The organism is Afipia sp. Root123D2 (assembly GCF_001425835.1).
Taxonomy (GTDB): Bacteria; Pseudomonadota; Alphaproteobacteria; order Rhizobiales; family Xanthobacteraceae; genus Afipia.
In genome coordinates this window covers 1,311,816-1,326,802 of sequence record NZ_LMDP01000001.1, presented here as the reverse complement: position 1 = coordinate 1,326,802, position 14,987 = coordinate 1,311,816, and the positions used below count along the sequence as shown (strand labels likewise).

At 62.4% G+C, this 14,987-nt stretch carries 12 protein-coding genes; 1 reads left to right on the top strand and 11 read right to left on the bottom strand.

What is annotated here, in order from left to right; translation table 11 throughout:
* Nucleotides 1–34: 34 nt before the first annotated feature.
* Both ASC80_RS06550 and ASC80_RS06545 read right to left on the bottom strand, forming a co-directional pair.
* On the bottom strand, nt 35–3,163 hold the full coding sequence (locus ASC80_RS06550; RefSeq protein WP_056294163.1) for an efflux RND transporter permease subunit: 3,129 nt from the start codon (nt 3,161–3,163) through the stop codon (nt 35–37).
* A 3-nt stretch (nt 3,164–3,166) separates the two neighbouring features.
* Complete coding sequence (locus ASC80_RS06545; RefSeq protein ID WP_056294161.1) at nt 3,167–4,315, bottom strand: efflux RND transporter periplasmic adaptor subunit; 1,149 nt, start codon at nt 4,313–4,315, stop codon at nt 3,167–3,169.
* Nucleotides 4,316–4,477: 162 nt separating this feature from the next.
* Between ASC80_RS06545 and xth the strand changes: the two genes are divergently transcribed.
* Nucleotides 4,478–5,269 (top strand): exodeoxyribonuclease III, encoded by a 792-nt coding sequence (gene xth / locus ASC80_RS06540; RefSeq protein ID WP_056294158.1) that lies wholly within the window; start codon nt 4,478–4,480, stop codon nt 5,267–5,269.
* Nucleotides 5,270–5,285: 16 nt separating this feature from the next.
* Here xth and ASC80_RS06535 read toward each other — a convergent pair whose 3' ends face one another.
* The 9 genes from ASC80_RS06535 to ASC80_RS06495 form a co-directional block, all read right to left on the bottom strand.
* Nucleotides 5,286–6,098 (bottom strand): tetratricopeptide repeat protein, encoded by an 813-nt coding sequence (locus ASC80_RS06535; RefSeq protein ID WP_056294156.1) that lies wholly within the window; start codon nt 6,096–6,098, stop codon nt 5,286–5,288.
* On the bottom strand, nt 6,085–7,809 hold the full coding sequence (gene ilvD / locus ASC80_RS06530) for a dihydroxy-acid dehydratase (RefSeq protein WP_056294154.1): 1,725 nt from the start codon (nt 7,807–7,809) through the stop codon (nt 6,085–6,087). Before ilvD ends, ASC80_RS06535 begins: the two co-directional genes overlap by 14 nt.
* A 256-nt stretch (nt 7,810–8,065) precedes the next feature.
* Nucleotides 8,066–8,341: a GlsB/YeaQ/YmgE family stress response membrane protein gene (locus ASC80_RS06525; protein ID WP_056294151.1), complete on the bottom strand. Its 276-nt coding sequence runs from the start codon at nt 8,339–8,341 to the stop codon at nt 8,066–8,068.
* Between the two features lie 140 nt (nt 8,342–8,481).
* On the bottom strand, nt 8,482–8,712 hold the full coding sequence (locus tag ASC80_RS06520) for a hypothetical protein (RefSeq protein WP_056294149.1): 231 nt from the start codon (nt 8,710–8,712) through the stop codon (nt 8,482–8,484).
* A gap of 232 nt (nt 8,713–8,944) precedes the next feature.
* Entirely contained in the window at nt 8,945–10,363 is a 1,419-nt protein-coding gene (gene lpdA / locus ASC80_RS06515) for a dihydrolipoyl dehydrogenase (RefSeq protein ID WP_056294146.1), read from the bottom strand.
* A 101-nt stretch (nt 10,364–10,464) separates the two neighbouring features.
* Nucleotides 10,465–11,886, bottom strand: coding sequence for a pyruvate dehydrogenase complex dihydrolipoamide acetyltransferase (locus ASC80_RS06510; protein ID WP_056294143.1), 1,422 nt, complete (start codon nt 11,884–11,886; stop codon nt 10,465–10,467).
* 17 nt (nt 11,887–11,903) lie between these two features.
* Nucleotides 11,904–13,334 (bottom strand): pyruvate dehydrogenase complex E1 component subunit beta, encoded by a 1,431-nt coding sequence (locus ASC80_RS06505; RefSeq protein WP_056294140.1) that lies wholly within the window; start codon nt 13,332–13,334, stop codon nt 11,904–11,906.
* Between the two features lie 13 nt (nt 13,335–13,347).
* Nucleotides 13,348–14,388: a pyruvate dehydrogenase (acetyl-transferring) E1 component subunit alpha gene (gene pdhA / locus ASC80_RS06500; protein ID WP_056294137.1), complete on the bottom strand. Its 1,041-nt coding sequence runs from the start codon at nt 14,386–14,388 to the stop codon at nt 13,348–13,350.
* 153 nt (nt 14,389–14,541) lie between these two features.
* On the bottom strand, nt 14,542–14,859 hold the full coding sequence (locus ASC80_RS06495; protein WP_056294134.1) for an FtsB family cell division protein: 318 nt from the start codon (nt 14,857–14,859) through the stop codon (nt 14,542–14,544).
* Between the last annotated feature and the right edge of the window lie 128 nt (nt 14,860–14,987).

Here is a 14,987-nt window from a genome sequence, read left to right as displayed (position 1 = left end):
CATAACGTTCGTGTATCTGACGTGACGGCGCCGCTTATTCAGCGGCGACGATGTGCGGACGCTCAACCTCCCCGCCCTCTTCAAGAGTCGGATCGAGCCGCCGCTTCAGACGGCGATCGATACGGTCGAGGTAGATATAGATCACCGGCGTGATGAACAGCGTCAGAAGCTGCGACATCAACAGACCGCCGACTACCGCGACGCCGAGTGGCTGACGCAATTCCGCGCCGGCACCCGCGCCCAGAGCGATCGGCAGCGTGCCGAAGATCGCGGCAAACGTCGTCATCATGATCGGGCGGAATCGCAGCAGCGCCGCTTCGCGGATGGCATGTTCGGCGCTGAGGCCGACGCGGCGGCGCTCGATCGCGAAATCGACCATCATGATCGCATTCTTCTTGACGATGCCGACCAGCATGACGATGCCGATCATCGCGATCACCGACAGATCCATCCTGAACAGCATCAGCGTCAGAATCGCACCGATGCCGGCGGACGGCAGGCCGGAGATGATCGTGATTGGGTGGATGAAGCTTTCGTAGAGAATTCCGAGAATGACAAAGGCCGCGAAAACGGCGGCGAGAATGAGAACGCCCTGTCCGCGCAGCGAATCCTGGAACACCTGCGCCGTTCCGGCGAATCCGGTGGCGATCGTTGCCGGCAGGTTGGAGGCCTGCTCGATCTGGGTGATCTGATCGACCGCGTAGCCGAGCGAAACTCCCGACGCGAGATTGAACGAGATGGTCACCGCCGGTTGCTGGCCCTGGTGATTGATCTGGAGCGGCCCAACCGTCGGCACCATTTTCGCGACGGCGTCGAGCGGAATGGTCTGGTTGTCTGCGGTCTTCAAATACAGCTTGGAAAGATCGGTCGGGTCGACGCGGAATTTCGGCTGCGCCTCGAGAATGATCTGGTAGTCGTTGGACGGCGCATAGATGGTGCCGACCTGCCGCGTACCATAGGCATTGAAAAGCTGGTTGCGGATTTGCTCGGCGGTGATGCCGTAGACGCCAGCCTTCTCGCGGTCGATGTCGATCGTGAGCTGTGGATTCTTGATGTACAGATCGGTCGTGACGTCGAGCAGGCCCGGCACCTTGGCGATCTTCTCGCGCAGTTCCGGCGCAATACGATAAAGCGCTTCGGTGTCGCCGCTTTGCAGCGTGTACTGGTACTGACTCTTGGAAGCCCGGCCGCCGATATTCAGGTTCTGGATGCTCTGGAAGAACGCCTGCAAGCCGGGAACCTGCGCCGCCTTCTCGCGCAGACGCGCGATGATGACGGGAGCCGGATCGCGCTGATCGGCAGGCTTCAGCCCGAGAAACAGACGCCCGTAATTCGCGGTCGGATTGGGACCGCCCGAGCCGACCGTGCTGTTGACGAACTCGATCGCAGGATCGGTTTGCAGGATCTTCTCAAGCTCTTTGTGCCGCGCCGACATCGCTTCGAACGAGGTGTCTGTCGCGGCTTCCGTCGTCCCGATCAGGAAGCCGGTGTCTTCCTGCGGGAAAAAGCCCTTGGGCACGATCATGTAGAGCCACACCGTCGCCGCGAGCGTTCCGATCGTGACGATCAGCATGACGGGCTTGTGCGCCAGCACATGATCGAGGGCCCATTCGTAGGCGCGGTGCATCGCGCCGAACCCCGCCTCGAACCAGCGCAGGATGAAATTCGGCTTGTGGTGAGGGTCATGCGCCTTGAGGACGCGCGCGCAGAGCATCGGGGTCAGCGTCAGCGAAACGAATCCCGACACGATAATCGCGATCGAGATCGTCATCGCGAATTCGCGGAACACGCGACCGACGATGCCACCCATCAGCAGCACCGGAATGAATACCGCGATCAGCGAAAAGGTAATCGATATGATTGTGAAGCCGATCTCGCGCGCGCCCTTGAGCGCCGCCTCGAACGGTTTCATGCCCTGCTCGATATGCCGGACGATGTTTTCCAGCATCACGATGGCGTCGTCGACCACGAATCCCACCGACAACGTCAACGCCAGCAGCGTCATGTTGTTGATGGAGAAGCCGAGCACGTACATCATCGCGCAAGTGCCCATCAGCGAGATTGGCACGGCGAGCGCCGGAATCATCGTCGCGGAGGCCGAACGCAGGAACAGGAAGATCACGAAGATAACCAGCCCGACGGCGATCGACAGGGTTTCCTCGACATCGGCCACCGATTGCCGAATCGACGTCGAACGGTCGAACATCGTTTCGACTGAAACGGACGGCGGAACCTGCGCGCGGAGCGACGGCAGCTTCGCCAGCACACCGTCCACCACCGCGATCGTATTGGCGTCTGGCTGCTTCTGAATCGCGAGCACGATGCCGCGCTTGCCGTTGTACCAGGTGGCGATCTTGTCGTTCTCGACGCTGTCGTAGACCTTGGCGACTTCGTTCAGCTTCACCGGCGAACCATTGCGCCACGCCACAACCACCTGATTGTAGTCGACCGCCTTGTCGAGTTGCCCGGAGGCCTGCAGCGTGACGTCCTGATCGGGACCGTTCAGGGTGCCGACCGGCGTCGATGAATTGGCGCGCGACACCGCGGCCCGGATGTCATCGAGCGACAAACCTCGCGCGGCGGCAGCTTCCGGATCGGCCTGTACGCGCACCGCGAATTTCTGCGCGCCGTAGATCAGGACCTGGGCGACGCCGGGAATCTGGGAGATCGACTGACCGATGGTGGTCTCGCCGTATTCGTTGACGGTCGATAGCGGCAATGTCGGCGAATAGAGCGACAGATACAGCACCGGATACTCGGCCGGGTTGACCTTCCGGAAACTCGGCGGCGTGGTCATTTCGACCGGCAGCCGGCGCTGCGCGATGGTGAGAGCGGTCTGGACGTCGAGCGATGCGCCGTCGATGTCGCGGTCGAGGTCGAACTGAATCGTGATGACCGACGTGCCCTGCGACGACCGCGACGACATCGACGAGATGCCGGCGATGGTCGCCAGTTGCCGCTCGATCGGACCGGCGACCGAGGCCGCCATGGTTTCCGCGCTGGCGCCCGGCAGGGTGGCGGTCACAGCGATGGTCGGGAAGTCGACCTTGGGGAGAGCCGATACGGGCAAAAGCCGGAAGCCGAAAATGCCGAACGCGATAATCGACGCTGTGATCAGCGTCGTCATCACCGGTCGGCGAATGCAAAGCTCCGACAGCGTCATCGGTCAGGCCCCTGCTGCCTTCCGGGGCCGCTGTTCGACCTGTGTGCCTTCCGACAGCAGCAACTGGCCATCGACGACCACGCTTTCCGTCCCCGACAACCCGGCCTCAATTACCGATGTGCCTTCAAACGTGCGGCTGACCTTGACGGGCTGAACGTGCGCCTTGCCGTCCTTCACCACAAAGACGAAGTCCCCGTCCTGACTGCGCTGGACCGCGACCGACGGCACGATCACCGCCTCTTCCGTCCTGATCGTCAGCTTGACGTTCACCAGCGTGCCTGGCCACAACACTTCGCTGGTGTTGTCCATGATGCCGCGAATAGTGACCATGCCGGTCGTGGCATCCACTGTGTTGTCGACCATCGCCACAGTGCCCCGCTCCGACGCCTTGTTGCCGGGAATCGTGGCGACCACCTTGGTCTGGCCTGTCTTCATCGCCTCGCGCAGATCGCTCAGGACCCGCTGCGGAATTGCGAACGCGACATAAACCGGGACCATCTGGTTGATGGTGGCGAGCGGTGAGGTATCCGCAGGCCGCACGAAGTTGCCTGCTTTCACCGAAGCGGCACTAATTCGCCCTGAAATCGGTGCAGTGATGACGGTGAAGCTTTTCTGAACCTTCAGATTATCCAGCGCCGACTGATCGGTCTGAATGGTGGCGATCATCGCATCGGTCTGCGTCTTGGCGTTGTCGACATTGACTTGGGTGGTTGCGCCCTTGCCGATCAGCTCGGAATAACGCGTGAGATCGCGCTGCGCGGCGACGAGTTGCGACCGATCCTTGGCCAGCGTGCCTTCGGCCTGCGCAATCTGTGCATCGATTTGGCGCGCATCGAGGGTAAACAGCAGATCGCCCTTGTTGACCCGCGCGCCATCCTCGAAATGCACCGAAACGATCGTGGTTTCGACACGGGACTTCAGCGCCACGCTGGCGACCGGGGTGACCTTGCCAATGGCATCGATATCGAAGGGCACAGGTTTCTTTTCGGCCTTGGTAATCTCGACCGCGACCGTGCGGGCACGCGCCGGCTTGTGGACCGCGCTTTCGCTTTTCGTCCATGATTGCTGAGTAACGACAGCCGCCACCCCACCGATAGCCAGCACTGCCGCGGCGATCAGCAGTTTTCGTTTATATCCCGGATTTTGCGTCATGTTCTCTCGTCGGGCTTCGGCCGCAACATCGCAGCCGGTCCTTCGACCGTCCTCCTAGGCGTTGGTTTTCCAACGCTATTTCCTAATAGCTTACCACACCGGGCGCGATCATGGTACGGCTGGCTCACGAATTCCCGCCGATTTTGGTCAACGGAACTGTCCATGCGCATTGCCACCTGGAACGTTAACTCTGTCCGGCAGCGGCTCGACCAGCTTCTGGTCTGGCTCAAGGAGCGTTCACCCGACGTCGTCTGCCTGCAGGAAATCAAATGCGTCGATGACGCGTTCCCGCGCGAACCGATCGAGGCGCTCGGCTACAATGTCGCGACCCACGGTCAGAAGACGTTCAACGGCGTCGCCCTGCTCTCGAAACTTCCGTTCGAGGAAGTCCGCCCTCAGTTGGCCGGCGATCCGGAAGATCTTCACGCCCGCTTCCTAGAGGGCGTGGTGTCACATGGGCGCGGAACGCTCCGCGTCGCCTGCCTTTATTTGCCCAACGGAAACCCGCCCCAGACGGAGAAATATCCTTATAAACTCAAATGGATGGATCGGCTTCTTGCCTATTCGAAAGAGCGCTTGAAAAGCGAAGAGCCGTTCGTTCTGGCAGGCGACTTCAACGTAATCCCCACCCCTGAGGATGTTTACAATCCGCAGGCCTGGCTCGGCGACGCCCTGTTCCTGCCGCCGACACGGGAACGCTTCCAGGCGCTCATCAACATCGGATTGACCGATGCGTTTCGCGCCGTCAGCGACGAACCGCGCCAATACACCTTCTGGGATTATCAGGCAGGCGCATGGCCGAAGAACAACGGCATCCGGATCGATCACCTGCTCCTGTCCCCACAGGCCAGCGATCGGCTCGTGGATGCCGGCATCGATCGTCATGTCAGGGGATGGGAGAAGGCGTCGGATCACGTCCCGATATGGGCGGACCTTGATTTCAACAATCGGTGAACGGGCGGCCGCGCGGTCAGTCCCGGCGGCCCTGAACCCAGCGCTCGAGCATCTTCAACGCCATCGCACGATCGTCTTCCGACGCCTTGCGGATCGCCGCGTTGTAGCTCTCGTGAATCCAGCTCTCGTCCGCAGTCGCGCTTTCCTGCGCGAGCGTCAGCCACATCAGGCCGCGCGCGGCCTGGCGCTGGAGATGGTCGCCGTTGAACAGCATCTGGCCGAGGAGTGCCTGCGCCTGATGCTGGCCCTTCTGAGCGGCAAGACCCAGCCAGCGCACGCCGTACTTCACGTCACGCGGCGCACCGACGCCGTCGAGATACATCCGGGCGAGGCTGTATTGCGCTTCCGCGTTGCCGAAATAGGACGCCGCGTAGGAATACATTTCGCGCGCACGCTCGGGGTCGGCCTTGATCCGTGAGTTGGCGATGCCCGCAGTATAGTAGCGGCCGAGGGCCACGAAGGCATTGGCAACGATGGTCGCCTGCGGCGCCGCCGGATTGTCCTCGGCGTGCTGGTTCGCGATCCGGCTGAAATATTCGAAGGCCCGCAGATCGTCGCGCGGCACGCCATTGCCGTCGGCATACATCCGTCCGAGCTTCCATTGCGCGGCGGGATGACCACCCTCCGCGGCGTATTGCAGGGCAGTCAGGGAGCCGGCAGGCGCCACCGGAGCCGCCTTGAGGACCGCGACGCCCGAAGGCGCGGCGATGACAGCGGCGGATGGGCCCTGGCCGTCCGTGGCAGTGCCCTCGAACGCGAAAGCCGGTGCCGTCACGATCGACGTGACGGTTACGCAAGCCGCAATAACAACACGCCTAGATATCCGCATAACACGTTTTCTCACCCGCCCCGCCCGGATGCGTTACGGCGCCTTTAACCGCCGGACCGACCTGCTGGGCATATTTCCAAAGCACTCCCGACCCAACCGCGCTTTCGCGCGGCTTCCAGCTCTTCTTCCGTTCCGCCAGTTCGGCGTCGGTCAATCTGACATTGAGTGTGCCGTTGACCGCATCCAGTTCGATGATGTCGCCATCACGGATCAGGCCGATCGGGCCGCCCACGGCAGCCTCGGGGCCAACATGGCCGACGCAAAACCCGCGCGTCGCGCCTGAAAACCGTCCGTCGGTGATGAGTGCGACCTTGCCGCCCATGCCCTGACCGGTCAGGGCGGCGGTGGTCTGAAGCATCTCGCGCATTCCGGGGCCGCCCCTGGGGCCCTCGTAGCGGATGACGATGACTTCGCCTTCGTTGTACGCCTTGCGGTTCACGACATCGAACGCGTCTTCTTCGCAATCGAAGCAGCGTGCGGGTCCTGTGAACTTCAGCGTGGACATTCCGGCGACTTTCACGATCGCACCGTCGGGCGCGAGATTACCCTTCATGCCGACCACGCCACCCGTCGGGGTGATCGGATTATCGGCTGGCCGCACCACATCCTGATGCGGATTCCATTTCACGCTCTTCAAATTTTCGGCAATGGTCCGGCCGGTGACCGTCATGCAGTCGCCGTGCAGGTAGCCGTTGTCGAGAAGTGTCTTCATCAGCAGCGGTATGCCGCCAGCTTCAAACATGTCTTTGGCGACATAACGGCCGCCGGGCTTCAAATCCGCGATATACGGTGTCTTTTTGAAGATTTCGGCGACGTCAAAAAGGTCGAAGTCGATCCCGCATTCGTGCGCCATGGCCGGTAGATGCAGCGCGGCATTCGTCGAACCGCCGGACGCGGCGACCACGGCAGCGGCGTTTTCCAAGGACTTACGGGTCACGATATCGCGCGGCCGAAGATTGCTGGCGATCAGCTCCATGATCTTTTCACCGGCCGCCGCGCAGAACGCGTCACGGATTTCGTAGGGCGCCGGAGCGCCGGCCGAGTACGGAAGCGCGAGGCCGATGGCTTCGGAGACGGTCGCCATGGTGTTGGCGGTGAACTGGGCGCCGCAGGCGCCGGCCGACGGACACGCCACCCGCTCGATTTCATCGAGGTCGTCGTCGGACATTTCGCCGACCGAGTGCTTGCCGACCGCCTCGAACATGTCCTGAACCGTGACCTGCTGACCGCGGAAATTGCCGGGCAGGATCGAGCCGCCATAGATGAAGATCGAGGGCACGTTGAGGCGCAGCATCGCCATCATCATGCCGGGCAAGGACTTGTCGCAGCCGGCGATCCCGATCAGGGCATCATAGGCATGGCCGCGGACGGTCAGTTCGACGGAATCCGCGATGGTTTCGCGCGACGGCAGCGACGACCGCATGCCCTCGTGGCCCATGGCGATACCGTCGGTGACGGTGATGGTGCAGAACTCGCGGGGGGTGCCGCCGGCGGACGCGACGCCCTTCTTGGCCGCCTGGGCCTGCCGCATCAGGGCGATGTTGCACGGCGCCGCCTCGTTCCAGCACGACGCCACGCCGACGAACGGCTGGTGAATCTGCTGGGTCGTCAGACCCATAGCGTAAAGATAGGAGCGATGGGGCGCGCGCGAAGGCCCCTCCGTCACATGACGGCTCGGTAGCCTGCCCTTGATGTTGGTCTTGGCGTCCATCAAACTCTAGTCCCCGCCCGGCGCGAACCCAAAAAATCTTAAACAGAAGGACTTTCTAATATCTTCGCGCATGGAGTGAGATTTTCACTTGCGCAGAAACGCTTTCATGGAGGCGTGTGGCCAAATCGCGGCGCGCGCAAGGGCTACGCGGCACGGCCATCAAATGTTGACGTACTGTTGCGGGCGCGCAACATCCGTTGCGCTACGGCAACCTTCCCGCCGTGCATCAAGGCAACCGTTTCCGGGTGAAAGGCGATCAGCGCCCGCGCAGGGCGCGCCAGGCGAACAGGATCAGGATCGCGCCGATCGAAGCCGAAAGCAGCGTCCGGAAGACGCCGAACACCGGGACTTGCGCCAGTTCGGCGAGCTTGGCCCCGACGAAAGCGCCGGCAATGCCGACCAGGATATTGGTAAAGATGCCGTGGTCGGACTCGGTGACCCGCTCGGCGATCCAGCCGGCGATGGCGCCGATCAGCAGCATGGTGAAAAAGCCGACTCCCGGCTGGCTAAGGAAAGCCTGTGCATCGTTCATCGTCCCTCACCCATCGCTGTTATCCGTGGAAGAATGATAGCTCGAATTCGTGGCCGGAACTCCCGATCGCCACGCTATCCACGACGAAAAAAGGCCGGCTCTGGAGCCGGCCTTTCGCTTCATGCCAAGCAAACAAGCGCTTACATCTTCTTCTCAGCGCCGCTCTTTTTCATTTTCGACTTCTTGGCTTTTTTCTTTGTGGTCTTGGCCATGGCATCGCTGGGCGACGCTGCCGTGCCGGTGACGTTGGTCTGGTTGCTGGCCGGCGCGCCGGGGGTCGCGGCCCCGCCCGAGGTCTGGGCCGCAGCGGCGCCGATAGCTCCAAACACAATCAAGCCGGCGCAAACCGTCGTCAAAATAGCCTTTCGCATGGAAGTCTCCTTCTGGAGCCCTGACACTTAATCGCGGTACGTCATAACCGTTCCGCTGCTGTCGCGAATGTGTGACCGCCCTCCCGGGCCGTAATGTTGCTAATGTGAAAACATTGTGTCGGGCCCCGACACGCAATCGAGACTCGTCATTATCGGGCATAGCCGTTCGCGGAGAGACACCGCATGTGTTGCACGTCGCATTCGTCTCACACGCCGTTCAACTTAAGCGCCCTCACATATTGAGCACGCGGCCGTAGGCGTCGAGCACCGCCTCCTTCATCGTTTCCGAAATCGTCGGATGCGGGAAGATGGTGTGGAAGAGCTCTTCCTCGGTGGTCTCGAGGTTCATCGCGACGACGAAACCCTGGATCAGTTCGGTGACCTCCGAACCGGCCATGTGCGCGCCGAGCAGTTGGCCGGTCTTCTTGTCGAACACCACCTTGACGATGCCCTGATCTTCGCCTTGCGCGATGGCCTTGCCGTTGCCGGCAAACGGGAAGCGTCCGACGCGGATGTCCTTGCCCGCCTCTTTCGCTTTGGCTTCGGTCAAACCGACCGAAGCAATCTGCGGATGACAATAGGTGCAGCCGGGGATCAGCAGTTTGTCCATCGGATGCGGATGCAGTCCCTTGATCGCCTCGACGCAGATGACGCCTTCATGCTCGGCCTTGTGCGCCAGCATCGGCGGACCTGCAACATCGCCGATGGCGTAGATGCCCGGCACGTTGGTCTTGCCGTAGCCGTCGATCACGATGCAGCCGCGCTCGGTCTTGACGCCGAGCTTCTCGAGCCCGAAGCCTTCGATGTTGCCGACCACGCCGACTGCCGAGATCACGCGGTCCACTTCCATCGTGATCGGCTTCTTGCCGTCGTCGATGGTCGCGACAACGCTGTCGCTTTTCTTCTCGAGTTTCGTGACCTTGGTATTGGCGAGGATCTTGATGCCCTGCTTCTCGAATTGCTTGCGCGCGAACGCCGCGATCTCGGCATCCTCGACCGGAAGAATCTGCGGCAGCACTTCGACCACCGTCACCTCCGCGCCCATGGTGCGATAGAACGAGGCGAACTCGATGCCGATGGCGCCGGAGCCGACCACCAGCAGCGACTTCGGCATCTTGTCCGGGTTCATCGCCTCGAAATAGGTCCAGACCAGTTTCTTGTCGGGCTCGAGGCCCGGCAGCACGCGCGGCCGCGCGCCGGTGGCGACGATGATGTGCTTGGCGGTATAGCTGCCTTCGCCGAGCGCACCCTTCGGCGCCTCGGCCTGAGACTTCTTGACGGTGAATTTTCCGGGCGCGTCGAGCGTGGCTTCACCCCAGATGATTTGAATCTTGTTCTTTTTCATCAGGAATTCGACGCCGCCGTTGAGGCGCTTCACGACACCGCGCGAGCGCGCGATCACCGCCTTGGGATCGAACGACACATTGTCCGCCGACAGGCCGTAATCCTTGGCGTGCTTCATGTAGTGGAAGATTTCCGCCGAGCGCAGCAGCGCCTTGGTCGGAATGCAGCCCCAGTTGTTGCAGATGCCGCCGAGATAGGCCTTCTCGACGATCGCGGTCTTGAAGCCGAGCTGCGCCGCGCGGATCGCGGTGACATAACCGCCGGGACCAGACCCGATCACCACGACGTCGAAAGATGTATCAGCCACGCGTCTCTCCACCTGCAATCACAGACACACACCAGACCTCAAGCATTCCCCCTCACCCGGCGCCTGCGGCGCCGCCCTCTCCCACAAGGGAGAGGGAGGACTCACACCACCATCATAACGGGATTTTCGATCAGGAGCTTGAACGCGCCGAGCAACTGCGCACCGAGCGCGCCGTCCATGGCGCGATGATCGCAGGTCAGCGTCACGGTCATGATGTTGGCGATCTCGATCTTGCCGTTGCGCACGACCGGGCGTTCCTCGCTCATGCCAACGGCAAGGATGCTCGACTGCGGCGGATTGATCACCGCGGTGAACTGCTTCATGCCGTACATGCCGAGGTTCGACACCGCCGTGCTGCCGCCCTGATATTCGTCGGGCTTGAGCTTGCGCGCCTTGGCGCGCGCGGCAAGGTCCTTCATGTCGGCTGAAATCTGCGACACCGACTTGATGTGGGCGTTGCGGATGATCGGCGTGATCAGGCCGGTCGGAATCGAGACCGCGACCGAGATGTCCGACACCTTGTGATGAAGCATGGCCTCGTCGGTCCAGCTCACATTGGCGTCCGGCACGCGCTGCAGCGCCATCGCCAGCGCCTTGATTACGAAGTCGTTGACCGAGAGCTTGTAGGCGGGCTTGCCGTCCTTGTCCTTCGGCGCCAGCGCGTTGATCTCCTCGCGCGCCGCGACCAGCTTGCCGATGTCGCAATCCGCCGTGAGATAGTATTGCGGAATGTCGCGATCCGACGCCGACAGCCGCTGCGCGATCACCTTGCGCATGTTGTCGTGCGGCACCGCCTCGTAAGAGTCGTCCTTGAACAGCGCGCGGACCTGCTGGTCCGACGGGCCGACCGCTGCGGGTGCGCTCGGCGCTCCGGCGGCGGCGGGCTTGAGGCCCTTGCCGGACTTCGCCTCGTCGACATCGCGCGCGACAATGCGGCCATGCGGGCCAGAGCCTGCGATGCGCGATACCTCGATGCCGGCTTCCCTGGCGAGACGCCGCGCCAAAGGCGAGGCGAACACGCGCGCGCCGTTCGACTGGGGAGACGATTGGCCGGGAGCCCCCTCACCCGCCGCCTGCGGCGGCGACCTCTCCCCGCCGGGGAGAGGTGAAGATGCCTGCGGCGCTGACGCGGACTTTTGGGACGCAGCCTGCGCAGATGGAGCCGCCCCCTCTCCCCGCTGGGGAGAGGGTTGGGGTGAGGGGGTACCGGACGCAGCTTGAGGCTTTGGCGCATCGGCCTTCGCCGATGCAGCGCCCGCGCCCGCCGCCTTCACGTCCTCGCCGTCGCTGGCCAGCACCGCGATGACATTGTTGATCGGCACGTCCTGCGTGCCTTCAGGCACCAGGATCTTGGCGATGGTGCCCTCGTCGACGGCTTCGACTTCCATCGTCGCCTTGTCGGTTTCGATCTCGGCGATGACGTCGCCGGACTTGACCTTGTCGCCTTCCTTCTTGAGCCACTTGGCAAGGTTTCCCTTTTCCATCGTGGGCGAAAGCGCAGGCATCAGAATATTGATCGGCATGGTGAGACCCTGCTCTCTCAGCGGTAGCTTACGGCCTTGGCGGCCTCGACGACTTCGGCCACCGTCGGCAGCGCCAGCTTTTCGAGGTTCGCCGCATACGGCATCGGCACGTCCTTGCCGGACACCCGCGCCACCGGCGCATCGAGATAGTCGAACGCCTGCTCCATCAGCCGCGCCGCGATCTCGGCGCCGACGCCGGACTGCTGCCAGCCCTCCTCGACCACCACCGCGCGCCCGGTCTTCTTCACCGAGGCGATCAGCGTTTCGGTGTCCATCGGGCGGATCGTCCGCAGGTCGATCAGTTCGGCCTCGATGCCCTCCTTGGCGAGTTCGTCCGCCGCCTTGAGGGCGTAGGTCATCGCATGCGACCACGCGATCAGCGTGACGTGACTGCCTGAGCGCACGATGCGCGCCTTGCCGATCGGAAGGACGTAATCGTCGAGCTTCGGCACTTCGCCCGAGTGGCCATAGAGGATTTCGTTTTCGAGGAAGATCACCGGGTTCGGATCGCGGATCGCAGCCTTGAGCAATCCCTTGGCATCCGCCGCCGAATACGGCGCGACCACCTTGAGGCCCGGAATCTGCGAGTACCACGCCGAGTAATCCTGGCTGTGCTGGGCGGCGACGCGCGCGGCGGCACCGTTCGGCCCGCGGAACACGATCGAGCAACCCATCTGGCCGCCGGACATATAAAGCGTCTTGGCGGCGGAGTTGACGATCTGGTCGATCGCCTGCATGGCGAAGTTGAAGGTCATGAACTCGACGATCGGTTTCAGGCCCGCGAACGCCGCGCCGATGCCGACACCGGCGAAGCCGTGTTCGGTGATCGGCGTGTCGATGACGCGCCTGTCGCCGAATTCCTGCAGCAACCCCTGCGTGATCTTGTAGGCGCCCTGATATTCGGCGACCTCTTCGCCCATGACGAACACATCGCCGTCGCGGCGCATTTCCTCGGCCATGGCGTCGCGCAGCGCTTCACGCACCGTCATCGTCACCATTTCGGTGCCTTCCGGAATATCCGGATCGGGCTCCACCTTCGCGGCGGGTGCGGCCGGTGTCGAGACACTCGCCGGCGCGTTGATCATCGGCTTGCCTTCACCGACCGGTGAACGCGACTCTTCAACTTCCTGCTGAACTTCAGGAGACGGCGCGGCCGCCGGTTTTGCCTGCGGCGCCGGCGCGCTGGCCACAGCCGAAGCATCCTCGCCGTCCGCCAGAATGGTGGCGATCGGCGTGTTCACGGCAACGTCCGCCGTCCCTTCGGGAATGAGGATCTTGCCGAGGGTGCCCTCGTCGGTCGCCTCGACTTCCATCGTCGCTTTGTCGGTTTCAATTTCGGCGATGACGTCGCCGGACTTGATGGCTTCGCCTTCCTTCTTCAGCCATTTGGAGAGGTTGCCCTTCTCCATCGTCGGCGAAAGCGCAGGCATGAGAACTTGAATCGGCATGGTCGCTCCGCGCTTATCGGTAGATGTCGGTGTAGAGTTCGGACGCGTCCGGCTCGGGATCGTGCTGCGCGAAGTCGGCGGCCTCGTTGACGATGTCGCGCACCTCGGCGTCGATCGCCTTCAGATCCTGCTCGCTGACCTTGAGCGCCAGCAGGCGCTGGCGCACCTGCTCGATCGGATCCTGATCGTGGCGAACCTTGTCGACTTCCTCGCGGGTCCGGTACTTCGCCGGATCGGACATCGAGTGGCCGCGATAGCGATAGGTCTGCATTTCGAGAATGTAGGGGCCCTTGGCTTCGCGGCACCATGCAACGGCCATTTCGCCGGCCGCCTTCACCGCGCGCACGTCCATGCCGTCGACCTGCAGGCCGGGAATGTTGAACGACACGCCGCGCTTGGAGAAATCGGTCTGCGCCGAGGAGCGCGTCACCGAAGTGCCCATCGCATAGCGGTTATTCTCGACAACATAGATGACGGGCAGCTTCCACAGCTCCGCCATGTTGAAACTTTCGTAGACCTGGCCCTGGTTGGCCGCGCCGTCGCCGAAATAGGCGACGCTGACGTTATCGTTGCCGCGATAGCGGTTGGCGAATGCGAGGCCGGTGCCGAGCGGCACCTGCGCGCCGACGATGCCGTGTCCGCCGAAGAAATTCTTCTCCTTGCTGAACATGTGCATCGAGCCGCCCTTGCCCTTGGAGTAGCCTCCACGGCGGCCGGTCAGTTCGGCCATCACGCCCTTGGGGTCCATGCCGGTGGCGAGCATGTGGCCGTGATCGCGATAGCCGGTGATGACCTGGTCGCCCTGCTTCAGTGCCATCTGCATCCCGACCACGATCGCTTCCTGGCCGATGTAGAGATGGCAGAAACCGCCGATCGCGCCCATGCCGTACAGCTGACCGGCTTTTTCCTCGAAGCGGCGGATCAGCAGCATCTCGCGGAATGCTTGCAGTTCCTGATCCTTGGTGAACTTGAGCGTCTCAGGCTTGCGAGCGTCGTTGCCCGCGTCCTGCGCACCGCTTTTTTTGACGGGTGCCGAAGTCTTAGCAGCTGACATGAGGTGTCCGGATGAGAGAGCGATGACCCTCTCTACCCCAACACGTTTCGGCTTGAAAGCATAGCAATGCGCGACACATTCACTGCTTATCTTGCAGCGCAGCGAACGCGAAATTTATGAGATTGAATTGCGCGAATTTTGAAATTTGTGATTTCAATTCGCCGAAAGCATCCGCACCAGATCGCGCGGGTCGGCGTAATCGAGCTGGTAACGCGCCCGCTCGTCGAGCATGTCCGGATCGACCTTATCGGAGCGCAACAGCGCGACGCGCTGCTCGGCTTTCAGCCGCTCCTGCTTGAGACGCGCGAGTTCGTCGGTCAGCGCAACGATTTCGTGGTCGAGTTCCATGCGCGCGTTGAGACCGTACTTGCCCGTGTAGGCATTGACGCCGAAATAGGCAATGCACGCCGCCGCGATCGCATAAAGCGCGATGCCGGTCATGATGCCTTTAAGTCGAGCGCGGGATACCATGGCATGACGATGCGACAGCTCGGTTAATTCGGAGCTAATAATCCCGCCGCACCGTCATCTGCCGTTCAAATTTTGGAGTGCCGTGGCTCGGCTGCCCCGCCGCACCTCGTGCGGCAGCTCCCCATTCC

Excerpts from the sequence above, each read along its gene's own strand:
- ASC80_RS06550 (WP_056294163.1), bottom strand. The coding sequence starts at position 3,163 with ATGACGCTGTCGGAGCTTTGCATTCGCCGACCGGTGATGACGACGCTG.
- ASC80_RS06545 (WP_056294161.1), bottom strand. The coding sequence starts at position 4,315 with ATGACGCAAAATCCGGGATATAAACGAAAACTGCTGATCGCCGCGGCA.
- xth (WP_056294158.1), top strand. The coding sequence starts at position 4,478 with ATGCGCATTGCCACCTGGAACGTTAACTCTGTCCGGCAGCGGCTCGAC.
- ASC80_RS06535 (WP_056294156.1), bottom strand. The coding sequence starts at position 6,098 with ATGCGGATATCTAGGCGTGTTGTTATTGCGGCTTGCGTAACCGTCACG.
- ilvD (WP_056294154.1), bottom strand. The coding sequence starts at position 7,809 with ATGGACGCCAAGACCAACATCAAGGGCAGGCTACCGAGCCGTCATGTG.
- ASC80_RS06525 (WP_056294151.1), bottom strand. The coding sequence starts at position 8,341 with ATGAACGATGCACAGGCTTTCCTTAGCCAGCCGGGAGTCGGCTTTTTC.
- ASC80_RS06520 (WP_056294149.1), bottom strand. The coding sequence starts at position 8,712 with ATGCGAAAGGCTATTTTGACGACGGTTTGCGCCGGCTTGATTGTGTTT.
- ASC80_RS06510 (WP_056294143.1), bottom strand. The coding sequence starts at position 11,886 with ATGCCGATCAATATTCTGATGCCTGCGCTTTCGCCCACGATGGAAAAG.
- ASC80_RS06505 (WP_056294140.1), bottom strand. The coding sequence starts at position 13,334 with ATGCCGATTCAAGTTCTCATGCCTGCGCTTTCGCCGACGATGGAGAAG.
- pdhA (WP_056294137.1), bottom strand. The coding sequence starts at position 14,388 with ATGTCAGCTGCTAAGACTTCGGCACCCGTCAAAAAAAGCGGTGCGCAG.
- ASC80_RS06495 (WP_056294134.1), bottom strand. The coding sequence starts at position 14,859 with ATGGTATCCCGCGCTCGACTTAAAGGCATCATGACCGGCATCGCGCTT.